The following is a 24,433-nucleotide window of genomic DNA, read 5'->3' on the forward strand; positions in this document are numbered from 1 at the left end:
TTTATTGCCTCTGAATCAGTGCGGCGCCCGAGGAATGGTCTTCATCAGGTCTTCAGGGCTGATATGCCCCACCACACTGCCCGGCTGCGGCATGTTCAGGATGTGGCCCTTCATCTTGCCGATCACGTGCATCTCGCACGGCTTGCAGTCGAACTTCAGGGTCAGCACTTCATCGCCGTGAATCAGCTGCATTGGCGCGACTTTGGTTTTCACGCCGGTCACGCCTTTGGCCTGTTTCGGGCACAGGTTGAAGGAGAACCGCAGACAGTGCTTGGTGATCATCACCGGCACTTCGCCCGCCTCTTCGTGGGCCTCGTACGCCGCGTCGATCAGCTTCACGCCGTGACGGTGGTAGAAGTCACGAGCCTTCTGGTTGTAGACGTTGGCCAGGAACGACAGATGCGCCTCCGGGTACACCGGCGGTGGCGTGGTCTCGGCCTTGCGCGAACCGCGCGGGTGGGCGGCAACGCGGGCGGCGGTCAGCGCTTCGATCACTTCGCGGCGCAACGACTTGAGCTGCGAGTTCGGGATGAAGAACGCTTGTGGCGCATCGAGTTTGATCGAGGTCGCGTGGTACTCGGTGGTGCCGAGCTGGCCGAGCAGGTCATGCAAGGTGTCCAGCGCCTGTTCCGGTTTGTTGGCGACGCCGAACGGGCCGTCCAGCGCAACGCTGGCGCTGATGCCCTCTTCACTGGTCACGGTCAGTTCCAGACGCTCTTCACGCAGCTTCGCCAGCCAGCTCACGCCGATACGACGCTCGGCGGACGTCTTGAGCAAGGCCTGCTGCCAGTTGTGGTCGAGGTTGCGGTTCAGCGGGTGGTTCGGGCGCAGCTTGTACAGGCCTTCCGGCATTTCGTTCGGCTCGACGCGGTAGCGGTAGCGCTTCTCGCCTTCTTCCTCGAACTCGCCCTTGGCTTCGGCGATGTTGGCGCGGAAACCCACCACTTCGCGTTTGACCAGCACGTTGAGGCCGTCGCCGTTGGACAGCGGCTCGTGGGTGATCACTTGCATGTCACGCTTGCCGACTTTCTCGACCGTGCCCACCGCCAGACCGGTGAAGGTCGGCGAATCGAACGCGCCGATGTCGATCTTGCGCTCGCTGACGAAGTAGTCGGTGCTGCCACGGTGGAAGGTCTTTTCCGGGTCCGGCATGAAGAAATGCGCGGTGCGGCCGCTGGAGGCGCGGGCCAGGTCCGGGCGGTCGTTGAGCACGTCGTCGAGGCGCTGGCGGTAATAGGCGGTGATGTTCTTCACATAGCCCATGTCCTTGTAGCGACCTTCGATCTTGAACGAACGCACACCGGCCTCGACCAGCGCGCGGATGTTGGCGCTCTGGTTGTTGTCCTTCATCGACAGCAGGTGTTTTTCGTAGGCGATCACGCCACCCTTTTCGTCTTTCAGGGTGTACGGCAGACGGCAGGCCTGGGAGCAGTCGCCACGGTTGGCACTGCGCCCGGTCTGCGCGTGGGAAATGTTGCACTGACCGGAAAACGCCACGCACAACGCGCCGTGGATGAAGAACTCGATAGCGGCATCGGTTTCATCGGCGATCGCGCGGATTTCCTTGAGGTTCAGTTCACGGGCCAGTACCAGTTGCGAGAAACCGGCCTGATCGAGGAACTTCGCCCGCTCAAGGGTGCGGATGTCGGTCTGGGTGCTGGCGTGCAGCTCGATGGGTGGAATGTCCAGCTCCATCACGCCCAGGTCCTGGACGATCAGCGCATCGACGCCGGCGTCGTACAACTGATGGATCAGCTTGCGCGCCGGCTCCAGTTCGTTGTCGTGCAGGATGGTGTTGATGGTGGTGAAGATGCGCGCGTGATAGCGACGGGCAAATTCCACCAGTTCGGCGATTTCGCTCACCTCGTTGCACGCGTTGTGGCGCGCCCCGAAGCTCGGGCCGCCGATGTACACCGCGTCGGCGCCATGCAGGATGGCCTCGCGGGCGATGGCCACGTCACGGGCGGGGCTGAGCAGTTCCAGGTGATGTTTGGGCAAGGACATATGTTTTTTTAGTCAGGCTGTCACGGTCGAGGCGCGCATTGTAGCCGCGAAACGCGCGAGCGGCACGCCTGTGCTGCCGGGTGGCAGCCCTGCTCAGGGCAGAACTGCCAAACCGAACCGCAAACTCAGGCCTTCGCGGCCATCGCAGTCACTTCCACCTTCATCCCTTCAACCGCCAGAGCCGCCACGCCAACCGCCGCTCGCACCGGCCATGGCTTGGCGAAGAAACGCTTGTACACTTCGTTGAACGCAGCGCGATCAGCCATATCAGTCAGGTAGATGGTCAGGTGCAGCACGCGGTCCATCGAACTGCCGGCCTTTTCCAGCGCGACTTTCAGCGCCTGCAACGTGCATTCGCTTTGCGCGGTGACGTCGCCCAGTTCCAGGCTGCCGTCGGCACGGGTCGGAATCTGGGTCGACATCAGGATGCCGTTGAATTCGGTCACGTCCGAAGAGATCGAGTCTGCATCCGGATCCGGGGTGTAGGTGATGTCTTGGTTGGCCATGGGAAAGTCCTTCGCTGGCAGTGAGGACGGCGCCATCGCGCGCCGTTTCGGGCGGCCAGTTTACAGACACGCTCGCCGGTTGGAAGACCAGACATCGAGTGTTACCCGTGCGCCAATATCCGTCGCAACTCCAGCGCATTGCCCAGCGCCGCTCCGCTGGCGGTATTGTCGAAGATGCACCAAGTGTCGACGCCATCGACAGCCGCCACCCGCAAATCACCGGCGAGCCTTTCCAGATACGCCGAGTCATAGGGGCTGTAATAAATGCGCGGCGAGCCGTGCAGCCGCCAGTAGCGCACGCCCGGCCAGCCGCACGGAGCCGCATCGGCGCTGATTCGCGAGGGATCGACCACCGCTTGCGCGATGCGATATGCCATCAACAACAGCTCGGCGGCGGCCCAGGTTTCGTGGCGCGGCTCCAACACCACGGCCCCGGAATAACGCTGGCGCAACGCGATGAAAAAGGCCTCGGCAATCGGTTCGTCAAACGCCAGCGACGGCGGCAATTGCAGCAGCAGACAACCCAGGCGATCTCCCAGTCCCGAACACTGCTCAAGAAATGCATCGAGCTCCGGTTCGCAGTCCCGCAGACGTTGCTCATGGCTGATCGACTTCGGCATCTTCACGCAGAAGCGAAAGCCGTCCGTTACCGACTCGGCCCAGCGGACGTAGGTTTGGCGCTTGTGCGGGCGATAAAAGGAACTGTTTATTTCCACGCCATTGAGGTGTGCGGCATAGCGTTGCAGGTGGGTGCCCTGCTCCGGGAATGACGGCCAGTATTCGCGAGGCAGGCTCCAACCCGCGCAACCAATAAAGATCGACGACGCACTCAAAACAGCACCTTGCCCGCTTCGCGCATGAAGATTTCCACGGTTTTCGGGCCGATGCCGTCGAAGGCTTGCAAACGCTTTTCGAAGTCCTGGCGGTCGGTGCTCGCCTCGACCATGTTCATGACCCGCCCGGCATACTCTTCATTCAGTTGGGCAGCCAGCGCGAGCAGTCGCTTGGCGGTGGTTTCGTCGTAACGCACGTAATGCGCCTCGCCAAGCATCCGCACCAGTTCGCGGTGAGTGCAATGGCCGAGCTTGCGCGGCGTATCGCGCTGGTGTCGTTCAACGATCACTCGATAGGCTTCGGCCGCAATCTCGGCCTGGATGCGTTTGCCCATCAGGAAACTGGCGAGCAGCCATTTGAAAAGCGCTGATTCGCTTAGCGGGTGGAGGCTGATATGCAAGTCTTCGGCGTTGATGGTTTTGGTCATGCAGCTTTTGAGCGAACGTCGGCGTGATGAGTGCGAGGCAGGCGACGAATGGTTTTTGGGGCAAAAAGCGTCAGGCTTCTCCTCGTTGGGTGATGATCGATAAACAGGTTTGGGTCGCGCCGTTTAAAGGCATGTCGGAATGCGTCCGGATGCCTACAAATCCTTGCGCCAGAGCCTACCGCTACGCCAGAATCCGCCGGCTTGTGCGCCTTGGGGTCGGCCGGTAACTTGGATCGGGTCACTGATTTCCAGTGATCGGGTTTAGTAGCCCGTTGGTATTTGAAGAGTGCACAGGTGTCTGTCAGTCAGGTATTCCCATACCTGTATTTGATGGTGGTTGTGCGTAGGGTGCCCCCGGGCACGCCGGCTTTCTTCTTTTCCCCGGTCTACTAACCTGCGCACAGCTGCCTCCACCCCTGTTTAGTAGCTCGGGTCTGGCGGCTTCAAAACAGGAAAAGAATGAATATGTTCAAGGTAACTCCGAATCCTCCGGTCACCGAACCGGCCAGCATCACCGATCCAACTTCCCCCTACGAATGCCCTGACTCGAAGAAATTCAACGAAGCCGCCAACCGCGCCCTCGACTACCACCTGGGCCCGATATCAGCCCACATGATGGCCGCGCCCTACTCCCCCAACCGCCTCTACCAGGCCAACCCGGCCAGCAACAACGAATCCCTGCTCGCCGACGCCGTCGAAACCCTCGGTTCGGCCAACGTCATGCTCAACAACTTCGTCGACCTCCTCGAAGGCCCCCACCGCAAGACCGCGCAAGGCATCGCGCAGATCGTGATGCTGGCGGAACTGGCGGTGAATCAGGTGCTGGATAACGTTGTGCCGACGGAGTAATCCCTAGCACCGCAATACCCTGTGGGAGCTGCGGTGCGACGATTCGACTTGCCAGCGATGACGTGCGATAAGACGACATCGATATCGAATGTGCCAACCTCATCGCTGGCAAGCCAGCTCCCACAGATTCCGTGTGCAACCAGCCACTCCAAGTCTCGTCGAGTGGACATCCAACAGAACCCAATTATGCTCAAAGAAACCCCGCCCTCCCGCGAGGTCGACAGTCTGTGCACGCTCCACGAAACACCTGCTCCAGCACCAACCAAAGGCCTCGGGTACGCGACGTTGATGAAGTGCTCCGGCCTATAACAACAAGCACGACGGAGAACACCCATGGCCGTACTCGACAGCATGTCCACCGGCAGTGCGCCGCACCCGCACCACAGTGTCAGCAAAGAGGAGCGCAAGGTCATCTTCGCCTCGTCCCTCGGCACGGTGTTCGAGTGGTACGACTTTTACCTCTACGGCTCGCTCGCCGCGATCATCGCCAAGCACTTTTTCGCCGGAGTCAACGAGACCACGGCGTTCATCTTCGCCCTGCTCGCCTTCGCCGCCGGTTTTGCAGTGCGGCCGTTTGGGGCGGTGGTGTTCGGGCGCTTGGGCGACATGATCGGGCGCAAGCACACCTTTCTGATCACGATTGTGATCATGGGTGTGTCGACGGCGATTGTGGGGCTCCTGCCCGCTTACGCGACCATCGGGGTCGCGGCGCCGATCATTCTGATTACCCTGCGGTTGCTGCAAGGGCTGGCGTTGGGCGGTGAATACGGTGGCGCGGCGACTTATGTGGCCGAGCATGCACCGAAGGGCAAACGCGGGTATTTCACGTCGTGGATTCAGACCACCGCGACGCTGGGGCTGTTTCTCTCGCTGCTGGTGATTCTGGCCTGCCGCACCGCGCTGGGCACCGAGGCATTCGAGGCCTGGGGCTGGCGGATTCCGTTCCTGTTGTCGATCCTGCTGCTGGCGGTGTCGGTGTACATCCGTTTGCAGCTGAACGAATCACCGGTGTTCAAGAAAATGAAGGAAGAAGGTAAATCCTCCAAGGCGCCGCTGACCGAATCCTTCGCCCGCTGGGACAACCTGAAAATCGTGATCATGGCCCTGCTCGGCGGCACCGCCGGGCAAGCGGTGGTCTGGTACACCGGGCAGTTCTACGCGCTGTTTTTTCTGCTGCAAACCCTGAAGATCGACCCGCAGACCGCCAACCTGTTGATCGCCGGTTCGCTGTTGATCGGTACACCGTTCTTCGTGATTTTCGGCAGTCTGTCCGACCGCATCGGGCGCAAGGGCATCATCATGGCCGGGTGCATTCTGGCAGCGGTGACCTACTTCCCGATCTTCCACGCGCTGACCCAGTACGGTAACCCCGACGTGTTCGTCGCCCAGGAAAAGAACCCGGTCAAAGTGGTCGCCAACCCTGACCAATGCTCGTTCCAGTTCGACCCGGTGGGCAAGGCCAAATTCACCAGCTCCTGCGACCTGGCGAAAACCATCCTGGCCAAACGGGCCATCCCGTATGAAAACGTGGTGGCCGAACCGGGCACCGTGGCCCAGGTGCGCATTGGCGACAAGGTCATCGAAAGTTTCGAAGGCACGGCCATGCCGGCCGCCGACTTCAAGACCCGCAACGATGCCTTCACCGCCAGCCTCGGCACGGCGCTGAAAGAAGCCGGGTATCCGGAAAAGGCTGATCCGGCCAAGACCAATTATCCGATGGTGCTGCTCCTGCTGACCGTGCTGGTGATCTACGTGACCATGGTCTACGGCCCGATTGCGGCATGGCTGGTCGAGCTGTTCCCGGCGCGCATCCGCTACACCTCGATGTCGCTGCCCTACCACATCGGTAACGGCTGGTTCGGCGGGTTCCTGCCGACGGTGGCGTTCGCCATGGTCGCGGCTACCGGGGATATCTACTACGGCTTGTGGTACCCGATTGTCATCGCGGTGATGACGGCGATTCTCGGCATCTTCTTCATGCCGGAAACCAAGGATCGCGACATCCATCACACCTGACACCGTGGCGGCCCTCTTTCATCGAGAGAGGGCCGCCGCTTGTTTCAACGCACGTTGCGATACAGCATCAACCTTGCGCTTTCGTGCAGTCCCCGGGTCAGCTCGACCAGTCGTTGAAATTCCTCGGGATGCGCATCGGCGACGTTCTCCAGCGGTGTCGCCGATTTCAGGTCGTGCAACGTCGGCGCACTGCCGTCGTGTTGCATTTGCAGCAAATGATCCTTCGTCACTCCGCCGATCAGCGGGAACGTTCCTTCGCGCAATACCAACGGCACCACCCGCTCGCCTTCAGGCGCCGGTTGCTGCAGGTCGCGGCCCATGGCACGGTTGTCGAAAGCCACGCCGGCCATACCCGCCACGGTTGGCAGCAGATCGGCAAGCCCCACCGACTCTTCGATCACCTTGGGTTTCAGCAGTCCCGGCGCATGAATCAACATCGGCACATGATTACTTTCCAGCCCCAGTTGTTCGAAAGCCGGCGGCATGTGCGGGATGCGGCTGATGCGCGTGTTGTGGTCGCCGAAGAACACGAAAATCGTGTTGTCGTAGTATCCGCCAGCCTTGGCCAGTTCCATCAGGCGACCGATGTTGAAGTCCAGCAACCGCACCGCGTTGTATTGCTCGACGCTGCGCGAGCCGGCGTTTTGCACCTGCTCCAGCGAGAGATTGCTGACTTCGAATCCGTCGTTGTCCTTGGGAATGGTGAACGGCCGGTGATTGCCCGAGGTCTGCACGTAGGCGAAGAACGGTTTGTCCTTGGGCAGTGCGCGCAGAATCTCATCGCCTTCCTTGAACAGGTCCAGATCGGAAATCCCCCACACATCGACCCGTGGCGAACGCCAGTCGCGCTCCTCGTACAGGCGCACGCCGTCGATGCTCTGCTGGATCAGTGCATTGATATTGGCCCAACCGGCGTTGCCGCCGATCATATAGAGCTTCTGGTAGTCAGTGAACGCGTTGATCAGCGTGCGCTGGTTGGTGATCAGCGGATGGCGGGTAGCGGTCTCCTGACGGGTCACGTCGGGGACGCCGGTGATGCTCGCCCATACGGTTTTCGCGGTGCCGGTGACCGGGACGTAGAAATGTTTGAAGAACCAGCTCTCCTTTGCCAAACGATCAAGATTTGGTGTCGGGTTCAACGGGTTGCCATAGGCGCCCACCGCGCTGGTACCGAGGGATTCGAGCATGACAAACATCACGTTCGGCGCCCTCTTACCCGCGACGCGATAAGGCTGCACGGCTTGCTGACGCTCAAAGGTGAGGTTTTGCACATCCGGCCGATCCACCCCCAGATAACGGGAAATCACCGAGTAATGCGCCCGCACCTGCGCCTCGTCGAACTGCGCCTGCCCGGCCTTGAGCGTGTCGTAGAGAAACAGCACCGGGTTCAGGCCCACGGCGGCAATCTGTCCGTTGCCGGAAAAGAACGCATCGCTCCAGCGCAGCGGCACCGGGTTTTCCAGGTTGAGCTTGTCGACCCGGCCCAACAGCGCCAGCAGGACGGTCACCAACCCGAGCCCCGCGCCTATGGCGACTGAACGGCGGCGAATCGCCCGAGGTTCACGGGCCAGTGTCAGCCGTTCCAGGCGCACAAAACCGTAGAACCACAGCACAAGCACCGCGAGCCAGCCCAACGCAATCCACAGCACCGGATAGGTTTCCCAAACCATTTGCTGCGAGATCTGCGCATCGTCCAGATAACGCAGCACCGTGGCGTTGATCCGCACGCCGAGGTAGGCGTAATGGCCGAAGTCGATGATGTACACCAGACCGATCAGACCCAGCGCCAGCAACAGATAAACCCGGGCCACGCCGCGCAATCTCGGCACAGTGGTCAGATTCCAGCGCGGCAACCACGCCAGCACCGCCAATGGCAACACCAGCAATAGCGCCAGCCTCAAGTCGAAACGAAAACCTATGCCCAGGGTTTGCAGCCAGTGTGGATCGATAAAGAACTGCGCGACATCTCCCCCGGAAAACCCGAACAAGAACACCAGCCGCAGCAAGGCAAACAGCAGAAACGCCAAACCTGTCGCGCCCAAGCCATAGCGCAGGCGACGCGATTGCAACCACCCCATTGTTTACCTCTGTGTTGTTCGTTGAGATGGCAGGGATTGCCACGCGGTCTTAATGCAAAGTCCAAATCCGGCAATCACGCAATAACCCGCCAGCAGCGGATCGATCAGGTAATCCCAGTAGTTTTCCGAAGGCTTGAGGCGCAGCGCGAACGCCAACGTGGCCAGTGCCAGCATCGCCACACCCAGCGAGTTACGCAGCCACAACAGCACCAGAGTCGCCAGCCCGACAACCACGATCATCGGCCGTGGATTGAAGCCCCACCGGTAAGGATCGACATACGTCAGGCCCATTGTCGCCGGGTACAACAGCACCGTCAGCACCACGAACAGTCCCAGAATCTGACCCCGTGTCAGCGGTGTCAGTTGAGGAACCACCCCCAGGCGCAACAACGCGGCCCAGCTGAGAAACACCAGCGTGGTGATCGCCAGATCATCGGTGAAACTACGCACATACGCCGCCAGCGGCAGGCCGTTGAGCGAAATGAAGCTGACCAGTGCCAGCGCCGGTAACAGCCACGGACGCCAGCGTTGAGTGAATTGAAAGGAACCCAGCAAAACAAAACCGAGCAGGATGAAACTCAAATGGGCTTGCCAGAGAAACAGCATCACAGGCGCTCCGCCAGCCAGGCATCGTTGAAGCTGACATGTTTGATGAAAGTGTTGTTCCAGGAATAAACCAAGTGATACAGGCCATCGCTGCCACGGCTGAAGTACGGGTATTCGTACTCGAATTCACAGCCTTCGGGCTTGCACACGCGGTAGTCGAGGTTGCTCAGGAAACGCTGTTCCAGCGGCAAACGCTGAGCGCCACTTGAGGCGCGAAAGCCTTCGCCGATGATTGCCTTGTAGGCCTCTGGCGAAAACGGCTGGCCGAGGGGATCGGGGGACTGGTCGAGTTCGATGACATTGCGCCAGTCGTTGAGGTTGGCATTGGTGCCGTACAGGCTGAGCTTGAAACGCCCGTCGCGCAGGTCATTGAGCGCCACCAGCAAACCGTCATCGGCGGTGCCCACGGCTGCCAGCGACGAGTTGGGGTTGGCCGGTTCCAGCGGATACGGTTCGCTCCAGGTTTGCCCGGCGTCTTCGGTGCGACTGGCCAGCACCTTGTGATGGGTTTCACCGGCATAACGCAGCATCGCCACGGCGCGGCGCTCGTCCTGCGGCACGATAGTCGGTTGCAACGAATGCTTGCCCCGGCTGATGCGGAATTTGTCGATCACGGCGCCGTCCGTGCTCAGGTACAGGTATTCGGCGAACTTGCCCATGAACTCGTGATATACCGGCAGGCCGATCGAGCCGTCGGCATGAAACACAGGCGCGGCGCGCACCAGAGTGCTGATGTTGAAGAACGGCGAAGTGATCAGCTGTCGAGGTGCGGTCCAGTTGCGCCCCAAGTCATCGGAGACCATCACGTTGATCGCACTGGTGGCCCAGCCGCCGACGGACACCGACACGTAGAACATCCACAAACGCTGGTCCGGCGCGAGAGCGATCACCGGATTGCCGAGTTTACGGATGTAGCGCTGGGTGTCGGCCACCGTCGATTCGCGTGTGGCCAACACTTGTTCGGCGCCCCACTCCGCAGTCTTGGCGTTGAAGCGCGCGGTGCGGATCTGCACGTCGGCGGCGCCTTCGCGCGAGCCGGCGAACCACACGGCCATCAGGTCGCCGCCGGGCAACGCAGTGACCGAAGACGAGTGCACGAAATCATCCAGTTCCGAGGACACGAAACGACTGCTGTACATCGGCTCGGCCGCATTCGCCGAGGGCCGGGCGGCAGGCGTTTCAACTGCGAACTGCGCCAGCACATGCTCCGGGTGACTGCGCCACGCCGCGATAAAAATCAGGCTCACCGCAAGCGCGGCGACAACGAACTTCAAACGAAAGGACAAGGCACGCATAGGCAGCTCATGGCGGTTACGAGATGGCAGACCATCGAAAGAACATCCCTGTCATCGGCCCGGATCGTCCGGCAAACGGCGCCGGCGCCCGGTAAGCATCGACAACGGCAGGTTGTCGCGTACCTGAACACTTTCAAACAGCGCGGCCGCGATGTGCACGATGACCAGCGCCAGCAAGGCATCGGCGGCAGTTTCGTGGACTTGCAACGGCCAGTCGGCGCCCCACAGGGCATCGATTTTTTCCATGGCCCAGCCGCTGAGGCCGACGGTCAGCATCGCCAGCAGCATCGCGATCATCACCAGTGCGCCAATCGGCGAATGCCCGAGACGATGCTCGGGCCGCCCGGCGATCAGCGACCGGGCATGGGCCGCCAACCGTGACGGCGTCGGCCAGAAGTCCGACCAGCGCGCACTGCGCGGCCCGACGAATCCCCACACCAGACGCACCAGCAGCCAGCCCATGGCGTAATAACCGAGCCAGACATGCCAGTCGTCACCGGCTTCATTGAAGAAGTAGTTGGCGGCAAAGACCCCGGCGATGGACAGGTGAAACATCCGTACCACCGGGTCCCAGAGGCGCAGGGACTCGCGTGGCATCAGCCCTTGATCTCGGTTTTCACCGCTTTGCCGCTGACCGGATCGTGATAGATCTCGACCTTGCGTTTGTCCTTGTCGAAGCCATAGATCTCGTAGCAGTTGCCGTCGGTGACCTTGAACTTGCTGATTTCGTAGCCCTGGGATTTCAGTTGTTCCTGAAAGGCTTTCTGGTCCTGCCACTGCGAACGTTCGGCCGTGGTGCATTGCGGGCCGGCGACGGCCAAGGGGCTGGCGACAATCAGGGACAACAGCATAAGTTTGCGCATGGAAGCACTCTCGCTGGATGGAAAGGCCTCACTGTGCAAAACCAAGCTTAACGAAAGCTTAGTTGGCAACGAGTCGTAACATCTTCGCCGCCACAAGGGCTGCCAAGGCAGCAAAGCGAGCGGCATGATGCCGCCGAACACGCGCCCGATTTCCTACAGAGAAAATGCCATGCGCCTACTTCTGGTCGAAGATGACCGCGCCCTCGGCCAGGGCATCCGCGTCGCCCTGAGCAACGAGGGCTACACCCTCGACTGGCTGCAGGACGGCGTCAGTGCGCTGCATGCATTGCGCAGCGAAAGCTTCGATCTGTTGCTGCTCGACCTCGGCCTGCCAAGGCTCGACGGGCTAGCGCTGCTGCAACAATTGCGTGCCACGCAGCACGATTTGCCGGTGTTGATCCTCACCGCCCGAGACGGCACCGCCGAACGCATCGCCGGGCTGGATGCAGGCGCTGACGATTATCTGGTCAAGCCGTTCGATGTCGACGAACTCAAAGCGCGCATCCGTGCTCTGCTACGACGCAGTCAGGGCCGTGCGCAACCGGTGCTGGAACATGCTGGCGTCTGCCTCGACCCAATCAGCCAGCAAGTCACCTGGCGCGGCAGCACGGTGGTGGTCACGCCGATGGAATATCAGTTGTTGCATCAACTGATGGCCCGCCCCGGCAAAGTCGTCACCCGCGAACGCCTGTCGTGCACCTTGTACGGCTGGCAGGAACGGGTCGAAAGCAACACCCTGGAGGTGCTGATTCACAACCTGCGCAAGAAGCTTTCCGCCGAACTGATCCGCACCGTGCGCGGTGTGGGTTACGTCGTGGAACTCAAGCCATGAACTCGATACGCGCGCGGATTCTGCTGCCGGTGCTGTTTCTAGTGTTGCTCGGCGATGTGCTGATCAGTTGGGCGGTTTTGCGTTACAGCCACCATGAAATCGAAGAAATCTACGACGCCCAACTGGCGCAAAGTGCTCGCCTGCTGCAAGGCGTGCTGGCGCAGCGTGCGCCCGGCGACAACGATTGGGAGCGTCTGCATCAGGCCTTCGACGAAGCGATGAGCCGGGTCGGTGATGGCGAGGCGGCTCATCCCTATGAGACACGGTTGACCTTTCAGGTCTGGCGCAACGACGGTCAGTTGCTGATGCGTTCGGCCGAAGCGCCGATTCTGGATGCACCGCCCGCCACCCTCGGCGCCCATGACCTGATGGAAAACGGTCGCGACTGGTGCGCCTTCCTGCTCCAGGATCCGCGACAAGGCCTGTTGATCTGGGTCGGTGAGCGCGACGATATTCGCCAGGACCTGATCACCCGCATCGTCGGCCATACCCTGTGGCCGAGCCTGATCGGCGTGCCGTTGCTGACCATTTTGATCTGGCTGACCATCGGCTGGGGTTTGCAACCGCTGCGGGCCATGGCCCGCTCGATCCGTGGTCGCGACACCGACACCCTGAAACCGCTGCACCTGAGCCCCCTGCCCCAGGATCTGGAGCCGATGCAGACCGCGCTCAACCGCTTGCTGCAACAGATCGACAACCTGCTGGCCCGGGAGCGACGCTTTATCGCCGATGCCGCCCACGAGCTGCGCACGCCGTTGGCAATCCTGCGGATTCACGCGCAGAACGCGCAGTTGGCCAACACCCCGCAACAACGCGAAGAAGCACTGGAGTTTCTGGTCAGCGCCGTGGACCGCGCCACGCGCATCGCCAGCCAGTTGCTGACCATGGCGCGCATCGAACCGCGTCTGGCGTCCCCGGAAAACTCTCACGTCGAATTGACCGCGCTGGTGCGCGAGGAACTGGCCGAGCTGACGCCACTGGCCCTGGAAAAAGACGTCGAGCTGATCCTCGACAGCGATCATCACTGCCCGGTCGACACCGATCCGGTAGCGTTGGCCATCGCTCTGCAAAATCTGGTAACCAATGCGCTGAACTTCGCGCCACCCGGCAGCGAGGTGCGGGTTCAGGTGCAGCCACAGGCCTGCGGTTCGGTGTCGATCAGCGTCGAAGATGCCGGCCCTGGCATCGATGAGCAGCAATATGCGCGGCTGTTCGAACGCTTCTACAGCGAGGGCCACGCCAATGGCGCCGGTCTCGGGCTGGCCATCGTGCAGATGATCGTGAGCAAGATCGGCAGCACCTTGCAGCTGTACAACCGACCCGAAGGCGGGCTGCGCGCCGAGCTGCGAATCCCTGCGGGATCAACCGAACCTGCGCCGGGCATTTAACGAAATTTTCATGTTTGCCTGCCTATGATCCGGGCCTTCGTTGGGGAGTAACCTGCTTCCGAGCTCCTCGGAAGCGTTCGTATCAACATATTCGGCAACATGCCGTGGTGCGAACACCTTCGGGTTGGTGAGACCGACGACACATCCATGCCGAAAGTCGGGCGTGTGGTTGTGTCGTTGACTCATGGCCCGACTGGAAGTATTGCCCGTGAATCCTGTTTCCCTGATCTTCCTCGCACTCGCCATGTCCACGGATGCCTTCGCGGCCGCCATCGGCAAGGGCTCCAGCCTGCACAAACCACGCCTGACCGAAGCCCTGCGCACCGGCCTGATCTTCGGCGTCATTGAGGCGATCACCCCGATCATCGGCTGGCTCATCGGCCAGGCCGCCACTCGCTGGGTGGAAAGCTGGGACCACTGGATCGCCTTCACCCTGCTGGTCGCGCTGGGCCTGCACATGATCTACAACGGCCTCAAGCATGAGGAAGCGGAAGAGGAAAAACCGGGGCAGCACTCGTTCTTCATTCTCGCTGTCACGGCCTTCGCCACCAGCATCGACGCGCTGGCCGTCGGCGTCGGCCTGGCGTTTGCCGATGTGAATATCTGGGTAGCCGCAGCCGCGATTGGCCTGGCGACCATGACCATGGTCACCATTGGCGTGATGCTGGGTCGGGTGCTCGGCACCGTGGTCGGCAAGCGTGCGGAAATCGTCGGTGGCGTGGTGTTGATGATCGTCGGCGCGACAATTCTCTACGAACACCTTTCGGCTTGATCCTGAATACCGGTGTCAGGGCGTTTGCCAACGTCCCGGCACCGGCGTAATCCGTTTGTGTCATGTCGCTGTCATTCTCGGTTGCTAACGTCCTCGCGCCTCTTTGCTCCGACTGCCAAGGTGACCTTCCCGGTGTACTCAAGCCCGACGCGCCAGACCATCATCCTCAGATCCGCCGATATGTCCTGCGACGATTTCGGCGCGTTGTTCTCCCGTATGTTCGGCAATCGTTACGGCGACACACCGCCACCGCCCAAGGACATCATCATCGGCGGCGTGTACGGGCGGCACGACGGGGTCAGTTTCCGGCGCATGCATTACCGGGGCGATTTCACGGTGGCGTTCCCCGAGCCCTACGACGAAATCACCTTCGTGATTCCCACCGCCGGCCGGATCATCTTCAACGACTCCGCCGAATCCCTGGGCCTGCCGCACATCGGGTTGGCCATCGACAAGGCGGATCTGCGCTCGATGCGCTTCGTCGACAATCATGCCCAGCACGGCATGTCGATCAGCCGCGCCGCGCTCACCGAACGCCTGTCGTCACTGCTGGGCCGACCGATCGTGCACAAGCTGCATTTCGAGCCGAGGGTGGATCTGAACAGCCCGGCGTTTCAGGGCATTCGCGCATTGATCGACCTGGCCACCGGCACCGAATTCGACCTGTTGTTGAACGCCGGTTCGCTGATGCCATCGCGCCTGCGGGAGATGCTGGTGGACGCCGTGCTGGAAGCCTGGCCGCACAATTTCAGCGAAGCCTTGCGCCGCCCCGAAGCATCGATTGCGCCACGGCATGTGAAGCAAGCCATCGAGTACATTCAGGCGCATCCCGAACAATTGGTCAGCGGGACGGATCTGGCGGGGCTGGTCAACGTCAGCCTGCGGGCGTTGCAGGAAGGTTTCCGGCGTTTTGTCGGCACCTCGATTGTCGCCTACCAGCGACAGGTCAGGCTGGAGCGTGCCTGCGAAGCGCTGAAGCGAGGTCCATCGTCTTCGGTGACCGACGTGGCCCTGCAATACGGATTCAGCAACGTCGGCCGGTTCTGCCAGTATTTTCAGGATGCCTACGGCGTGAGCCCCGCAGAAATGCGAAAAGGACTGCGCTGAGGCAGTCCTTTTCTTCACCTTTGGTTGATCAGAACTGATAGCTGGCCTTGAGCCCGCCGCTGAAGCCGTGGCTGTCGCCCCCGCCGCTGGCTCCGACTTCGGCGCCCAGGCTAAGCGCGCCGAGGTTGGCCATCAGGTTGACGCCGCCGCTGAACTGATCGCGGTTGTCGAACGCCGCGCGCTGTTCGATATCCAGCCCCAGCAGATGGCCTTCGCTGTCGACCTGATGATCGCCCAGCACACGCTCGTAGCCGACCCGCACACCCGGCACCAGTTGCCACGCGCCCACCGGCATCGGGGCGAACGAGACGTCGAGATTGGCCACGGCGCTGCGGCGGGTTTGCTGGAGACTGTCAACGTCGAGGGCCAGTTCGCTGCCCGTCTCCCGGAAGCCCGACAGGTCCAGACGGCTGACGCGCACACCGAGGCTCGGCTCCAGAACCACATCGTTCATCGGCAGGCGATAACCCAGCGCCAGCGTCGCGCCGCTGAGATTACCGTGGGTGTCGCCCTTCGCCGAACCGAGGCCGCCGCCGAGGTCGCGCTTGCTGTCGTAGTCAACGTAACCGGCGCTGAGGTTGGCATCGGCAAACAAACCACGCTCCAGACTGGTGAAGCCATAACGGGCACCAAGATTGAGGAAGGTGAAATCAGTGTCAGCCTCGCCACCCGCCCCGCCGACAGTGCCTTTGCTGTAACCGATACCGCCGCGCGCGCTGAGTTGTTCGGAGAAGCGCTGGGTGACGCCAACCATCAGGCCCTGACTGTGTTCGTTGCTGCTTTGCGCATGGGCCGAGCCGTCGGTGCCCAGATAACCGGCGAGCACGGTGCTCCACAACCGGTACTGGCCGACTTTCAGGTCGGTGCCACTGGCGAATGGCGAGGCGGCTTGTTCAATCATCGCGTTCTGACGCAGCAAGTAACTGGCGGCGTCCGCATGGACCTGGCCGCCCACCGTGGACTCGACGCCACCGAGGGTGCCGGCGTCGATAGCCGATTGCAGGTAGTAGTTATAGGCGCTGTAGGTGCCGGACAGTTTGCTGTTCTGCATCTCCTGCAACAGTTGCGCACCGGCGGCGGCGTTGCCGATCAGCCCGGCCTGACCCGGCAGGCTGTTGTACTCGACCATTTTGCCGCGCAACACGTAAATGGTTTCCTGGGACAGACCCAGGCCCTGTTTGAGGTAGTTGTCCATGCTGCCGTATTGCGCGGTCACCTGGTCCAGGCCCGCTTGCAGATAACTCGCTTCCACACCCAGCAGCGGCGCGTAAACCGCGGCCATGCTCGGCGGCATCATCGCCAACGTCTTGGCCACACGGGCGGCGGTGTAGTCGTTGGTCGCCAGGTAGTTGCTCATGATCGTTGCGTTGTCGACCCCGGCGATGCTTTGCAGCACGGCGGCCGTCCAGCCGGTGCGGTCTTTGCCGGCGGTGCAATGGAACAGCGCGGCACCGTCGACGCCCGCCAGTTCATTGAACAGCACGCCCAACTGACCGCGCATGCCGGCGTCGCTGACAAAGGCGCGGTTGGTCTCCTGCATCATCGCAATCGCATCGGCCGCGCTCTTGAACGAGACCGTGGTGATGTTCGCGCCCGACGTGGTGGCGCCGATGATGTCGATGTTCTGGTAGGTCGCACCGCTGATCATCGTGTCCGGCGTACCGGCGATTTCGCTGGGCGTACGCAGGTCATAAACGGCCTTGATCCCTAGACCGTTGAGGGTCGCCAGATCCGACGCTGTCGGCGTCAGCGCATTCGAGCGATAAAACACACCGGCGCGCATCGTGCCGTCATGGGTCGTCGAGTAGGCCGTGGTGATACCGGCGACATCGCGGAAGTTGTCGATGCCCTGCAGGCGCGGGGTATCAAGGGTGGCCGCGTGGGCGACGGCAATGGACAAACTCAACACGGACAGCGAACACAGAAGACGTGGAAACACGATGCAGCCTCATTGGAAACCGGTTGGGCTGCCCACTATCTATAACGAAATGTGACTGAATATGGCAAAACCTCGAAAAGCGTAAATGGCGGCGCGATCTGTCCGGTGGGCGCGCGTTCTGTCCGTCAGGCAGGCTAAATCCCTGCCGAACTTTGACGTTTTTTTTGCAAGAGGCAGGGTAAAGTGCCCTCTCCGGCCATCCTGGAAGCAGTCAATGAACCTCCAAAGCCCTCAAGACGCCGACGATGAAATCCTCAATCAGGCGGCGCACTGGTGCCTGCGCCTGCAAGACGAAACCTGCACACCTGACGAACGCCAGGCCTTCCAGCAATGGATTCAGAGCAGTCCGCGCCATGCCTTCGAGTACGCGAAGATGCTTGAGGTCTGGGAGTTGAGCGATCAATTGCCCGACGAGCAAGACAAGTCGAAAAAACGCAAAGCCACGACGCTGCCGTGCAGCTTCGAAGAGTTTCAACGCAACCTGGCGCAGCGCAATTAGCATCGTGCGAGGATCGACGCCAACAGCAGAAGGCGTCACTTGAGGCAACGCCTTGTCCTTGATTGAGGGTTAGAATCCCTCGGGTTCGGCTAACCAGCTTAAGGATGATCCCGGCATGTCCTCCCTCGACACCTCCCTGCAAGACACAGCCGCCCCCGACGGCGTCTGCTTCGGCTGCGGCGGCAGCAACCCGCACGGCTTGCACATCAAGAGTTTCTGGCATGAAGACGGCGTGCACGTCATGGCCGAGCACGTGCCCGAGGCCAAATACTGCGGCTGGCCGGAGCTGGTTTACGGCGGTTTGATCGCGATGCTGGTGGACTGCCATTCCAACTGGACCGCGATGGCTTACCACTACCGCGCCGAAGGCCGTGAAGCCGAAAGCCTGCCGCGCATCAACTGCGTCACCGGCAACCTTGGCATCAAATTCATCAAGCCGACGCCCATGGGCGTGCCGCTGACGTTGAAAGCCCGAGTCGACGGTGAAGTCGGACGCAAGAGCCGGGTGATCTGCGAGGTGTACGCCGGGGATGTGCTGACGGCGGTGGGTGATTCGGTGTTTGTGCGGGTGGATACGGAGCAATTGGCGGCGGCCGCTCATGGGCGGAATGCAGACCAATGAGTACCAAAGCAATAAACATGGCACTGATTGTCGTCATCAGCCTGATGGGGGTTGGCACCCTGAATTGGCTGATGAACGAATCCTGGCTGATCGCCACGCAAGCAAGCGGCGAAGATGCGTTCTTGTATCTGATAATCGAGATTTTGCAGGCGGTGGCCATCCACTCGGTGGTAGTGGCATTCATCCCGCTGCTGTTGGCGTTCTTTAGAAAAACACTCGCCAGTTATGTCGTGCTGTTACTGATGCTGTCGCTCTACATGCTGCTTATCACCGGTATCAACGCGGTCGGCCCGGCCATCGCCGGACTCATGATCGCAGCAGTGGTTTATGCGGTGTTCACAAAATCAGTCAACCTGATCCGGTACTTTCGCGCGAAGTGACCCGATTCACCGTTTTACCTGGAGCCTCCGCCATGCCCGATCGCAAAATCATCATCCCCGAATCCATGAAAACCATCGTCGAACGCGCCGGTTACGCCCCGGCGATTCTGGTCGGCGACACGCTTTATTGCGCCGGCCAGGTGGGCCGGACGGCTGATTTGAAGGTCATCGAAGACCCCGAGCAGCAATTCATCCGTGCCTGGGAAAACCTCGACGAAGTGCTGAAAGCCGGTGATTGCACCTTCAACGATGTGGTGGAGATGACCACCTATCACGTCGACATGAGCCAACACATGCCGGTGTTCCGTGACGTGAAAAACCGCGTATTCCCCAAAGGCTTCTGCGCCTGGACCTGCATCGGCGTCAGCGAACTGGCCCATCCGGGGCTGCTGGTGGAAATCAAATGTGTGGCGGTGCGCAGGCGCGCTATACCTGAGTAACGCCATTCCCCCTCATTGAGGTGTTGAACGATGGACTTGACCCTCTACTACCACCCGTTGTCGTCCTACTGCCACAAGGTGTTGATCGCCCTTTACGAACACGGCACCGCGTTCGACAGGCGTGTCATCGACCTGTCCAGCGAAGCCGAGCGGGCCGAACTGCGGGCCCTGTGGCCACTGGTCAAATTCCCGGTGCTGCAGGATCGCGCACGCCAGCGCAGCGTGCCGGAGTCGAGTGTGATCATCGAATATCTGGATCACTATCACGCCAGGGCTGGTCGACTGATCCCCACAGACTGGGACACCGCGCTGCAAGTGCGTTTGTGGGACCGGTTTTTCGACAACTACGTGATGACGCCGATGTCGCAGATCGTCGCCGACCGCATCCACAGCAGAAACGCCGACCTGAGCAGCCAGCGCACGTTGCTGAACACCGCCTACGACATGCTGGAAAATCAGTTGGCGACCCATCCATGGATCGCCAGCCCGGACTACAGCATGGCCGATTGCTCCGCCAGCCCGGCGCTGTTTTATGCCAGTACGCTGGTGCCGTTTGGCGCCGACCGCCCTCGTCTCAGCGCCTATTTCGAGCGGCTGGTGCAGCGCCCCTCTTTCCGCCAGGTGATCGACGAAGCCAAACCGTGGTTTGACTTCTATCCCTTTGCCGAAGCGCTTCCCCAACGGTTCCGTTGAGCAAGCGCCTCACGCCGGCTGGTGACTGGTCACGCAGTGAATGCCGCCTCCGCCGGCCGCGATGGCGTCGATGTTGATCTGCACCACGTCGCGGTTCGGGTAGAGCCTTTTCAGCAGGTCGAAGGCTTTCTTGTCGGCGTCCTTGTCGCCAAACTCCGGGGCGATCACCGCGCCGTTGATCACGAAATAGTTGATGTAGCCGGCCGCAAAATCGTCATTGTCCTTGTTGAACTTGGTCTTGCGCGGCTTCAACGGTGGCGAAACGGTGTGGATCTGCAACGGGCGACCTTCGGCGTCGGTGGCCTTTTTCAGGATTTCCAGATGCGCCAGCGTGACCTTGTTGTCGTAGGATTTCGGGTCGGTGTCGAGGTTGGCGATCACCACGCCGGGCGTGACGAAGCGCGCGTAGAAATCAACGTGGGCATCGGTGATGTCCTTGCCCTTGATGCCCGGCAGCCAGATGATCTTGCGCAAACCGAGGCGCGCTTTCAGTTCCGCCTCGACATCAGCCTTGCTCCAGCCGGGGTTGCGGTTTTCATTGACCCAGCAGCTTTCGGTCATGATCGCGGTGCCGTGGCCGTCGACTTCAATGCCCCCGCCCTCGCCCACCAGTTCGCTGCGGACGTAGGTCGCTTGCGCGTCTTGCGCCACGCGTTTGGCGATCTTCGCGTCCTTCGAGTGCTGCTGCTTGTTGCCCCAGCCGCTGAAGTTGAAATCCACCGCGCCCAGGCCGTTCTTGTCGTCGATGACAAAATTGGCGCTGATGTCACGCATCCAGATGTCGTCGAGGTTGGCGATCTGGTAGGTGATGTTGGACGTGCCGCAAATTTCTTCCGCCAGGCTGCGTTCGCTGCTGCGGCAGTAGATGATCAGCGGTTCGTAACGAGCGATGGCACGGGCGATCCGGCCCAGCGCTTCCTGGACGTCTTCGGTGAAGTCTTCCCAGATCGCGTCCTGCGCGCCGAAGGCCATGTAGGCGCGTTCGTGCTTGTCGCCCTCGTCGGGCATGAACCAGCGACCTTCGCTGGCCGCCAGCACGCGCGCCGGGGACAGGTCGAGGCCCATGACGGCAGCGCCTACGCCGGCGGCGACTGAAACCTGTTTGATGAACTCGCGACGAGTCGGCATGTGTACGTTCCTGATGTGGAAGGGGCCACCGAAGTGGCCCGGAAAAATCACTTTGCAGTGGCGGTCTTGAACTTGGTCCAGGTGCGCATGCGGGCGCGCATGTCAGCCTGGGGAATATCCTTGCCCGGTATCAGACGAGCATAGGTCGCATCGTCGAGGTAGATGTCCGGGTTGTTGCGCATCGCCTCATCCACGTTTGGCCGGGCCTTGGCATTGGAGGTCGGGTAGCCGGTGAAATTGCTGATCGCGGCCATGTTCTCCGGGCGCATCACGAAATTGATGAACGCATAGGCATATTCCGGGTGTTTGGCATCCACCGGAATGGCCATGGTGTCCATCCACACCGTGGTGCCCTCACGGGGCACGCGGTACTGGAAGCGGGTCTGCTTGCCGGCGCTGTCCGAGGTGCGCTGGGCCTGGGTCATGTCGCCGCTGTAGCCGAGGGACAGGCACAGGTTGCCGTTGACCAGATCGGTCACCGGTTGCGACTGGAACTTGCGGATGTACGGCCGCAGCTTCATCAGCAAGTCACTGGCCGCCGCCAGATCCGCAGGCTTGGCGCTGCGCGGATCACGACCGAGATAATTGAGCACCACGGCCAGCACTTCGTCCGGCGAGTCGATCATCGAAATCCCGCAATCGGCGAACTTCGCCGCCAGCTCCGGCTTGAACAGCATGTCGAGGCTGTTGACCGGCGCATCGGCCATGCGCTGCTTGATCTGCTCGGCGTTGTAGGTCAGGCCGATAGTGCCCCAGGTATACGGCACGGTGGCCTTGTTCGAATGCTCGTAATGGCTGCGCAGTTTTTGCAGGCCCGGTTCGATGTCGTTCATCGCCGTGATCTTCGAAGCATCCAGTGGCAACAGGCTGCCGGCGCGCATCAGGCGTTCAGCCACGGTGTCACCGGGGAAGATCAGGTCGTAGCCGCTGCCGCCGGAGAGCATCTTGGCCTCCAGGGTTTCGCTGCCGTCCATCACGTCGTAGATCACCTTGACCCCGGTTTCGGCGGTGAACTTTGTGAGCGTGTCTTCAGCGAAATAGTCCGCCCAGTTGTACAGGCGCAAGGTCTTGTCTTCAGCGTGTACGGCGGGCATCAAACCGGTCAGCGCCAGGCCCAGAGCGCCCAGCAACCACTTGTGTGAAGTAGGCATATCAGACTCCTTGAGGATTCCAGCGGGCGTGAAGGTGACGGCCGTCCTGACTCAACAACGCGCCGTACATTTCCGGGCGACGGTCGCGGTAGATGCCCCAGCTCAGGCGCTCTTCACGCATGGCTGCCAGATCCAGGCTTTGCACCAATACGCCGGTGCTGGCGCGATCGGCTTCGGCGAGCATTTTTCCCTTGTGGTTGCAGATGAACGACGAGCCGTAGAAATTCATTTGCAGCGTCGCATTGGTGCCGGCCACTTCGCGGCCAACGCGGTTGGAGGCGATCACCGGCAGCAGGTTGGCAGCGGCGTGGCCGCGCATGGTCATCTGCCAGTGGTCCCGCGAATCCAGATTCGCGCAGCCCGGTTCCGAGCCGATGGCGGTCGGGAAAAGCAGCACCTCAGCGCCCATCAACGCCAGACAGCGAGCGGTTTCCGGGAACCACTGATCCCAGCAGATGCCAACGCCGAGGCGACCGAACGCGGTGTCCCAGACCTTGAAGCTGGTGTCGCCGGGACTGAAATATTCCTTCTCCTGATAGCCGATGGCGTTGGGGATGTGGGTCTTGCGGTACACGCCCAACAGCCGCCCGTCGGCATCGGCCACGCTCAGGGAATTGAAGTAGGCATTGCCGGCCTTCTCGTACCAGCTCAGCGGCAGCACCACGCCAAGTTCCCGGGCCAGCGCGGCGAAGCGCGACAGCACCTGACTGTCGCGGTACTCCTCGGCCAGCGCCATGTGATGGTGACTCTGCTCGATGCAGAAATACGGCGTGGCGAACAATTCCTGCAACAGGATCACTTGCGCACCCTGCGCTGCTGCTTCACGCACCAATTGCTCGGCGCGGTCGAGGTTGCTTTTCAGGTCCCAGGTGCACGGCATCTGGATGGTGGCGACTTTGAGCATCGTCATCGATCACCCCTCCACCGGACAGGCAGGCTGCTGTTGGGTGATGCAGTGCACACCGCCGCCGCCATGGGCCAGATGATTGATCCGCACCGGCACCACTTCGCGGCCAGGGAACGCCTTGGCCAGGGTTTCTGCCGCGACATGGTCGGCCTCGATGCCGTACGCCGGCATGATGATCGCGCCGTTGGCGATGTAGAAATTGGTGTACGAGGCGCAGAACACTTCGGCTTCGGTGTCCACGGCATCGGTGGCTTCGTACAGCTCGATCAGCTCGAACTTGCGGCCCTGGGCGTCGGTGGCCAGTTCCAGTGCGCGGCGGTTTTCCCGCACCACTTCGGCGTACACCGAGCTGCGATCATGAGTGGCATCCACCAGCAACACGCCCGGACGGGCGAAGGCGCAGACGCCATCGACGTGACCGTCGGTCATGTCGCCGGTGACGTAGTCCGGATCCCCCGGCAGCCAGATGGTTTTCTTCACGCCGAGCAAACGACTGAAGATATCTTCCATCTCGGCCTTGCTCACGCCGGGGTTACGGTTCGGGTTGAGCAGCACCGATTCGGTGGTGATCAGCGTGCCTTCGCCGTCCACGTGAATCGCGCCGCCCTCATTGCTCAGCGCTGTGCCGAAGCACTCGCCACCCAAATGATTGAGTACGCGGCGGGCCAGGCTTTCGTCCAGATCATGGGCCGACTTGCCGCCCCAGGCATTGAAGCGCCAGCTCACACCGGCCAGACCTTGCTCTGGATGAACGACGAAGCTCGGGCCGGAGTCGCGGCACCAGCTGTCGTTGACCGCCAGCGGAATCAATTCGATGTTCGGCCCGCACAAGGCTTTGGCGCTGGCGATGGCCAACGGATCGACAACCATTTTCACCGGTTCGAACCGGGCGATGACGTTGGCGACGCGGGCGAAATTTTCCTGCACCAACGGCAACGTGACGCCCCAGCCCGACTCCCACAGGGCCTGATTGTGTGGCCAGACCATCCAGGTCGCCGCATGCGTCACCCACTCTGCCGGCATCATCCAACCGCTGTTGTTGTTTTTGTTCTGCTGCATGGTAAAAAGCCCTTTGAGTTAAGCCATTGTGTTCAATG

The 24,433-nt window shown here is 61.3% G+C and carries 25 protein-coding genes; 11 read left to right on the forward strand and 14 right to left on the reverse strand.

Translation table 11 applies throughout. The annotated features are described in order from the left end of the window. Positions 1-15: 15 nt before the first annotated feature. The 4 genes from CAF87_RS13555 to CAF87_RS13570 all read right to left on the reverse strand — a co-directional run bounded on the left by CAF87_RS13555 (position 16) and on the right by CAF87_RS13570 (position 3,771). A complete protein-coding gene (locus CAF87_RS13555; protein WP_085731849.1) occupies positions 16-2,004 on the reverse strand; it encodes a U32 family peptidase in 1,989 nt (662 codons plus the stop codon). Between the two features lie 125 nt (positions 2,005-2,129). Next, positions 2,130-2,510: a RidA family protein gene (locus CAF87_RS13560; RefSeq protein WP_065261325.1), complete on the reverse strand. Its 381-nt coding sequence runs from the start codon at positions 2,508-2,510 to the stop codon at positions 2,130-2,132. A gap of 101 nt (positions 2,511-2,611) precedes the next feature. Continuing rightward, positions 2,612-3,343, reverse strand: coding sequence for a DUF72 domain-containing protein (locus tag CAF87_RS13565; protein ID WP_085731850.1), 732 nt, complete (start codon positions 3,341-3,343; stop codon positions 2,612-2,614). Continuing rightward, positions 3,340-3,771 carry a DNA methylase gene (locus tag CAF87_RS13570; protein ID WP_085731851.1) on the reverse strand — a complete coding sequence of 144 codons (432 nt, stop codon included), beginning with the start codon at positions 3,769-3,771 and terminating at the stop codon, positions 3,340-3,342. Before CAF87_RS13570 ends, CAF87_RS13565 begins: the two co-directional genes overlap by 4 nt. A gap of 465 nt (positions 3,772-4,236) precedes the next feature. On the opposite strand from CAF87_RS13570, the gene CAF87_RS13575 reads away from it, so the two are divergent. Beyond that, positions 4,237-4,620, forward strand: coding sequence for a DUF6124 family protein (locus CAF87_RS13575; protein ID WP_085731852.1), 384 nt, complete (start codon positions 4,237-4,239; stop codon positions 4,618-4,620). Between the two features lie 333 nt (positions 4,621-4,953). Then, positions 4,954-6,636, forward strand: a complete 1,683-nt coding sequence (locus CAF87_RS13580; protein WP_085731853.1) for an MFS transporter — start codon at positions 4,954-4,956, stop codon at positions 6,634-6,636. Between the two features lie 44 nt (positions 6,637-6,680). Here CAF87_RS13580 and CAF87_RS13585 read toward each other — a convergent pair whose 3' ends face one another. The 5 genes from CAF87_RS13585 to CAF87_RS13605 are packed head-to-tail and all read right to left on the reverse strand — an operon-like array spanning position 6,681 to position 11,478. Beyond that, entirely contained in the window at positions 6,681-8,714 is a 2,034-nt protein-coding gene (locus CAF87_RS13585) for an LTA synthase family protein (RefSeq protein ID WP_085731854.1), read from the reverse strand. A gap of 3 nt (positions 8,715-8,717) precedes the next feature. Further along, a complete protein-coding gene (locus CAF87_RS13590; RefSeq protein ID WP_085731855.1) occupies positions 8,718-9,320 on the reverse strand; it encodes a hypothetical protein in 603 nt (200 codons plus the stop codon). After that, entirely contained in the window at positions 9,320-10,615 is a 1,296-nt protein-coding gene (locus tag CAF87_RS13595; RefSeq protein ID WP_085731856.1) for an exo-alpha-sialidase, read from the reverse strand. The genes CAF87_RS13590 and CAF87_RS13595 overlap by 1 nt, the downstream gene beginning before the upstream one ends. A gap of 51 nt (positions 10,616-10,666) precedes the next feature. Further along, the gene (locus CAF87_RS13600; protein WP_085731857.1) at positions 10,667-11,212 is read right to left on the reverse strand and encodes a cytochrome b/b6 domain-containing protein; all 546 of its coding nucleotides are present in this window, start codon (positions 11,210-11,212) and stop codon (positions 10,667-10,669) included. Then, positions 11,212-11,478, reverse strand: coding sequence for a PepSY domain-containing protein (locus CAF87_RS13605; protein WP_085731858.1), 267 nt, complete (start codon positions 11,476-11,478; stop codon positions 11,212-11,214). The genes CAF87_RS13600 and CAF87_RS13605 overlap by 1 nt, the downstream gene beginning before the upstream one ends. 169 nt (positions 11,479-11,647) lie before the next feature. Between CAF87_RS13605 and CAF87_RS13610 the strand changes: the two genes are divergently transcribed. The 4 genes from CAF87_RS13610 to CAF87_RS13625 all read left to right on the forward strand — a co-directional run bounded on the left by CAF87_RS13610 (position 11,648) and on the right by CAF87_RS13625 (position 15,577). After that, complete coding sequence (locus tag CAF87_RS13610; RefSeq protein WP_085732256.1) at positions 11,648-12,310, forward strand: response regulator; 663 nt, start codon at positions 11,648-11,650, stop codon at positions 12,308-12,310. Continuing rightward, positions 12,307-13,698: an ATP-binding protein gene (locus CAF87_RS13615; protein WP_085731859.1), complete on the forward strand. Its 1,392-nt coding sequence runs from the start codon at positions 12,307-12,309 to the stop codon at positions 13,696-13,698. The genes CAF87_RS13610 and CAF87_RS13615 overlap by 4 nt, the downstream gene beginning before the upstream one ends. 208 nt (positions 13,699-13,906) lie before the next feature. After that, on the forward strand, positions 13,907-14,470 hold the full coding sequence (gene mntP / locus CAF87_RS13620; RefSeq protein ID WP_085731860.1) for a manganese efflux pump MntP: 564 nt from the start codon (positions 13,907-13,909) through the stop codon (positions 14,468-14,470). A 132-nt stretch (positions 14,471-14,602) separates the two neighbouring features. Next, entirely contained in the window at positions 14,603-15,577 is a 975-nt protein-coding gene (locus CAF87_RS13625; protein WP_085731861.1) for an AraC family transcriptional regulator, read from the forward strand. 28 nt (positions 15,578-15,605) lie between these two features. On the opposite strand, the gene CAF87_RS13630 is transcribed toward CAF87_RS13625, so the two are convergent. Further along, a complete protein-coding gene (locus tag CAF87_RS13630; protein ID WP_085731862.1) occupies positions 15,606-17,516 on the reverse strand; it encodes a tyrosine-protein phosphatase in 1,911 nt (636 codons plus the stop codon). Positions 17,517-17,730: 214 nt separating this feature from the next. Here CAF87_RS13630 and CAF87_RS13635 point away from each other — a divergent pair, with 214 nt between their 5' ends. The 5 genes from CAF87_RS13635 to CAF87_RS13655 all read left to right on the forward strand — a co-directional run bounded on the left by CAF87_RS13635 (position 17,731) and on the right by CAF87_RS13655 (position 20,150). Beyond that, positions 17,731-18,015: a DUF4880 domain-containing protein gene (locus tag CAF87_RS13635; RefSeq protein ID WP_085731863.1), complete on the forward strand. Its 285-nt coding sequence runs from the start codon at positions 17,731-17,733 to the stop codon at positions 18,013-18,015. A 115-nt stretch (positions 18,016-18,130) separates the two neighbouring features. Further along, positions 18,131-18,637 carry a PaaI family thioesterase gene (locus tag CAF87_RS13640; RefSeq protein WP_085731864.1) on the forward strand — a complete coding sequence of 169 codons (507 nt, stop codon included), beginning with the start codon at positions 18,131-18,133 and terminating at the stop codon, positions 18,635-18,637. Further along, entirely contained in the window at positions 18,634-19,017 is a 384-nt protein-coding gene (locus tag CAF87_RS13645) for a hypothetical protein (RefSeq protein WP_139831726.1), read from the forward strand. The genes CAF87_RS13640 and CAF87_RS13645 overlap by 4 nt, the downstream gene beginning before the upstream one ends. Before the next feature lie 32 nt (positions 19,018-19,049). Continuing rightward, positions 19,050-19,457, forward strand: a complete 408-nt coding sequence (locus tag CAF87_RS13650) for a RidA family protein (RefSeq protein ID WP_085731866.1) — start codon at positions 19,050-19,052, stop codon at positions 19,455-19,457. A gap of 30 nt (positions 19,458-19,487) precedes the next feature. Beyond that, entirely contained in the window at positions 19,488-20,150 is a 663-nt protein-coding gene (locus tag CAF87_RS13655; RefSeq protein WP_085731867.1) for a glutathione S-transferase family protein, read from the forward strand. 9 nt (positions 20,151-20,159) lie between these two features. Here the strand turns inward: CAF87_RS13655 and CAF87_RS13660 are convergent, their stop codons facing one another. Genes CAF87_RS13660 through CAF87_RS13675 form a run of 4 tightly spaced genes read right to left on the reverse strand, consistent with a single transcriptional unit; the run spans position 20,160 to position 24,395 of the window. Beyond that, positions 20,160-21,278 (reverse strand): agmatine/peptidylarginine deiminase, encoded by a 1,119-nt coding sequence (locus CAF87_RS13660; RefSeq protein ID WP_085731868.1) that lies wholly within the window; start codon positions 21,276-21,278, stop codon positions 20,160-20,162. 47 nt (positions 21,279-21,325) lie between these two features. Then, positions 21,326-22,429, reverse strand: coding sequence for an extracellular solute-binding protein (locus CAF87_RS13665; protein WP_085731869.1), 1,104 nt, complete (start codon positions 22,427-22,429; stop codon positions 21,326-21,328). A gap of 1 nt (position 22,430) precedes the next feature. Continuing rightward, positions 22,431-23,339, reverse strand: coding sequence for an N-carbamoylputrescine amidase (aguB, locus tag CAF87_RS13670; RefSeq protein WP_085731870.1), 909 nt, complete (start codon positions 23,337-23,339; stop codon positions 22,431-22,433). Between the two features lie 3 nt (positions 23,340-23,342). After that, positions 23,343-24,395, reverse strand: a complete 1,053-nt coding sequence (locus CAF87_RS13675; RefSeq protein ID WP_085731871.1) for an agmatine/peptidylarginine deiminase — start codon at positions 24,393-24,395, stop codon at positions 23,343-23,345. Positions 24,396-24,433 lie beyond the last annotated feature (38 nt).

This window comes from Pseudomonas sp. R38(2017), from assembly GCF_002112395.1.
In the GTDB taxonomy this organism is placed as follows: domain Bacteria; phylum Pseudomonadota; class Gammaproteobacteria; order Pseudomonadales; family Pseudomonadaceae; genus Aquipseudomonas.

What these genes read in the sequence shown, in the direction of transcription:
- CAF87_RS13635 (WP_085731863.1), top strand. Translation starts at nt 17,731, where the DNA reads ATGAACCTCCAAAGCCCTCAAGACGCCGACGATGAAATCCTCAATCAG.
- CAF87_RS13645 (WP_139831726.1), top strand. Translation starts at nt 18,634, where the DNA reads ATGAGTACCAAAGCAATAAACATGGCACTGATTGTCGTCATCAGCCTG.
- CAF87_RS13605 (WP_085731858.1), bottom strand. Translation starts at nt 11,478, where the DNA reads ATGCGCAAACTTATGCTGTTGTCCCTGATTGTCGCCAGCCCCTTGGCC.
- CAF87_RS13575 (WP_085731852.1), top strand. Translation starts at nt 4,237, where the DNA reads ATGTTCAAGGTAACTCCGAATCCTCCGGTCACCGAACCGGCCAGCATC.
- CAF87_RS13660 (WP_085731868.1), bottom strand. Translation starts at nt 21,278, where the DNA reads ATGCCGACTCGTCGCGAGTTCATCAAACAGGTTTCAGTCGCCGCCGGC.
- CAF87_RS13650 (WP_085731866.1), top strand. Translation starts at nt 19,050, where the DNA reads ATGCCCGATCGCAAAATCATCATCCCCGAATCCATGAAAACCATCGTC.
- CAF87_RS13595 (WP_085731856.1), bottom strand. Translation starts at nt 10,615, where the DNA reads ATGCGTGCCTTGTCCTTTCGTTTGAAGTTCGTTGTCGCCGCGCTTGCG.
- aguB (WP_085731870.1), bottom strand. Translation starts at nt 23,339, where the DNA reads ATGACGATGCTCAAAGTCGCCACCATCCAGATGCCGTGCACCTGGGAC.
- CAF87_RS13600 (WP_085731857.1), bottom strand. Translation starts at nt 11,212, where the DNA reads ATGCCACGCGAGTCCCTGCGCCTCTGGGACCCGGTGGTACGGATGTTT.
- CAF87_RS13590 (WP_085731855.1), bottom strand. Translation starts at nt 9,320, where the DNA reads ATGCTGTTTCTCTGGCAAGCCCATTTGAGTTTCATCCTGCTCGGTTTT.
- CAF87_RS13580 (WP_085731853.1), top strand. Translation starts at nt 4,954, where the DNA reads ATGGCCGTACTCGACAGCATGTCCACCGGCAGTGCGCCGCACCCGCAC.
- CAF87_RS13655 (WP_085731867.1), top strand. Translation starts at nt 19,488, where the DNA reads ATGGACTTGACCCTCTACTACCACCCGTTGTCGTCCTACTGCCACAAG.
- CAF87_RS13610 (WP_085732256.1), top strand. Translation starts at nt 11,648, where the DNA reads ATGCGCCTACTTCTGGTCGAAGATGACCGCGCCCTCGGCCAGGGCATC.
- CAF87_RS13640 (WP_085731864.1), top strand. Translation starts at nt 18,131, where the DNA reads ATGTCCTCCCTCGACACCTCCCTGCAAGACACAGCCGCCCCCGACGGC.
- CAF87_RS13570 (WP_085731851.1), bottom strand. Translation starts at nt 3,771, where the DNA reads ATGACCAAAACCATCAACGCCGAAGACTTGCATATCAGCCTCCACCCG.
- CAF87_RS13585 (WP_085731854.1), bottom strand. Translation starts at nt 8,714, where the DNA reads ATGGGGTGGTTGCAATCGCGTCGCCTGCGCTATGGCTTGGGCGCGACA.
- CAF87_RS13665 (WP_085731869.1), bottom strand. Translation starts at nt 22,429, where the DNA reads ATGCCTACTTCACACAAGTGGTTGCTGGGCGCTCTGGGCCTGGCGCTG.
- CAF87_RS13555 (WP_085731849.1), bottom strand. Translation starts at nt 2,004, where the DNA reads ATGTCCTTGCCCAAACATCACCTGGAACTGCTCAGCCCCGCCCGTGAC.
- CAF87_RS13675 (WP_085731871.1), bottom strand. Translation starts at nt 24,395, where the DNA reads ATGCAGCAGAACAAAAACAACAACAGCGGTTGGATGATGCCGGCAGAG.
- CAF87_RS13560 (WP_065261325.1), bottom strand. Translation starts at nt 2,510, where the DNA reads ATGGCCAACCAAGACATCACCTACACCCCGGATCCGGATGCAGACTCG.
- CAF87_RS13615 (WP_085731859.1), top strand. Translation starts at nt 12,307, where the DNA reads ATGAACTCGATACGCGCGCGGATTCTGCTGCCGGTGCTGTTTCTAGTG.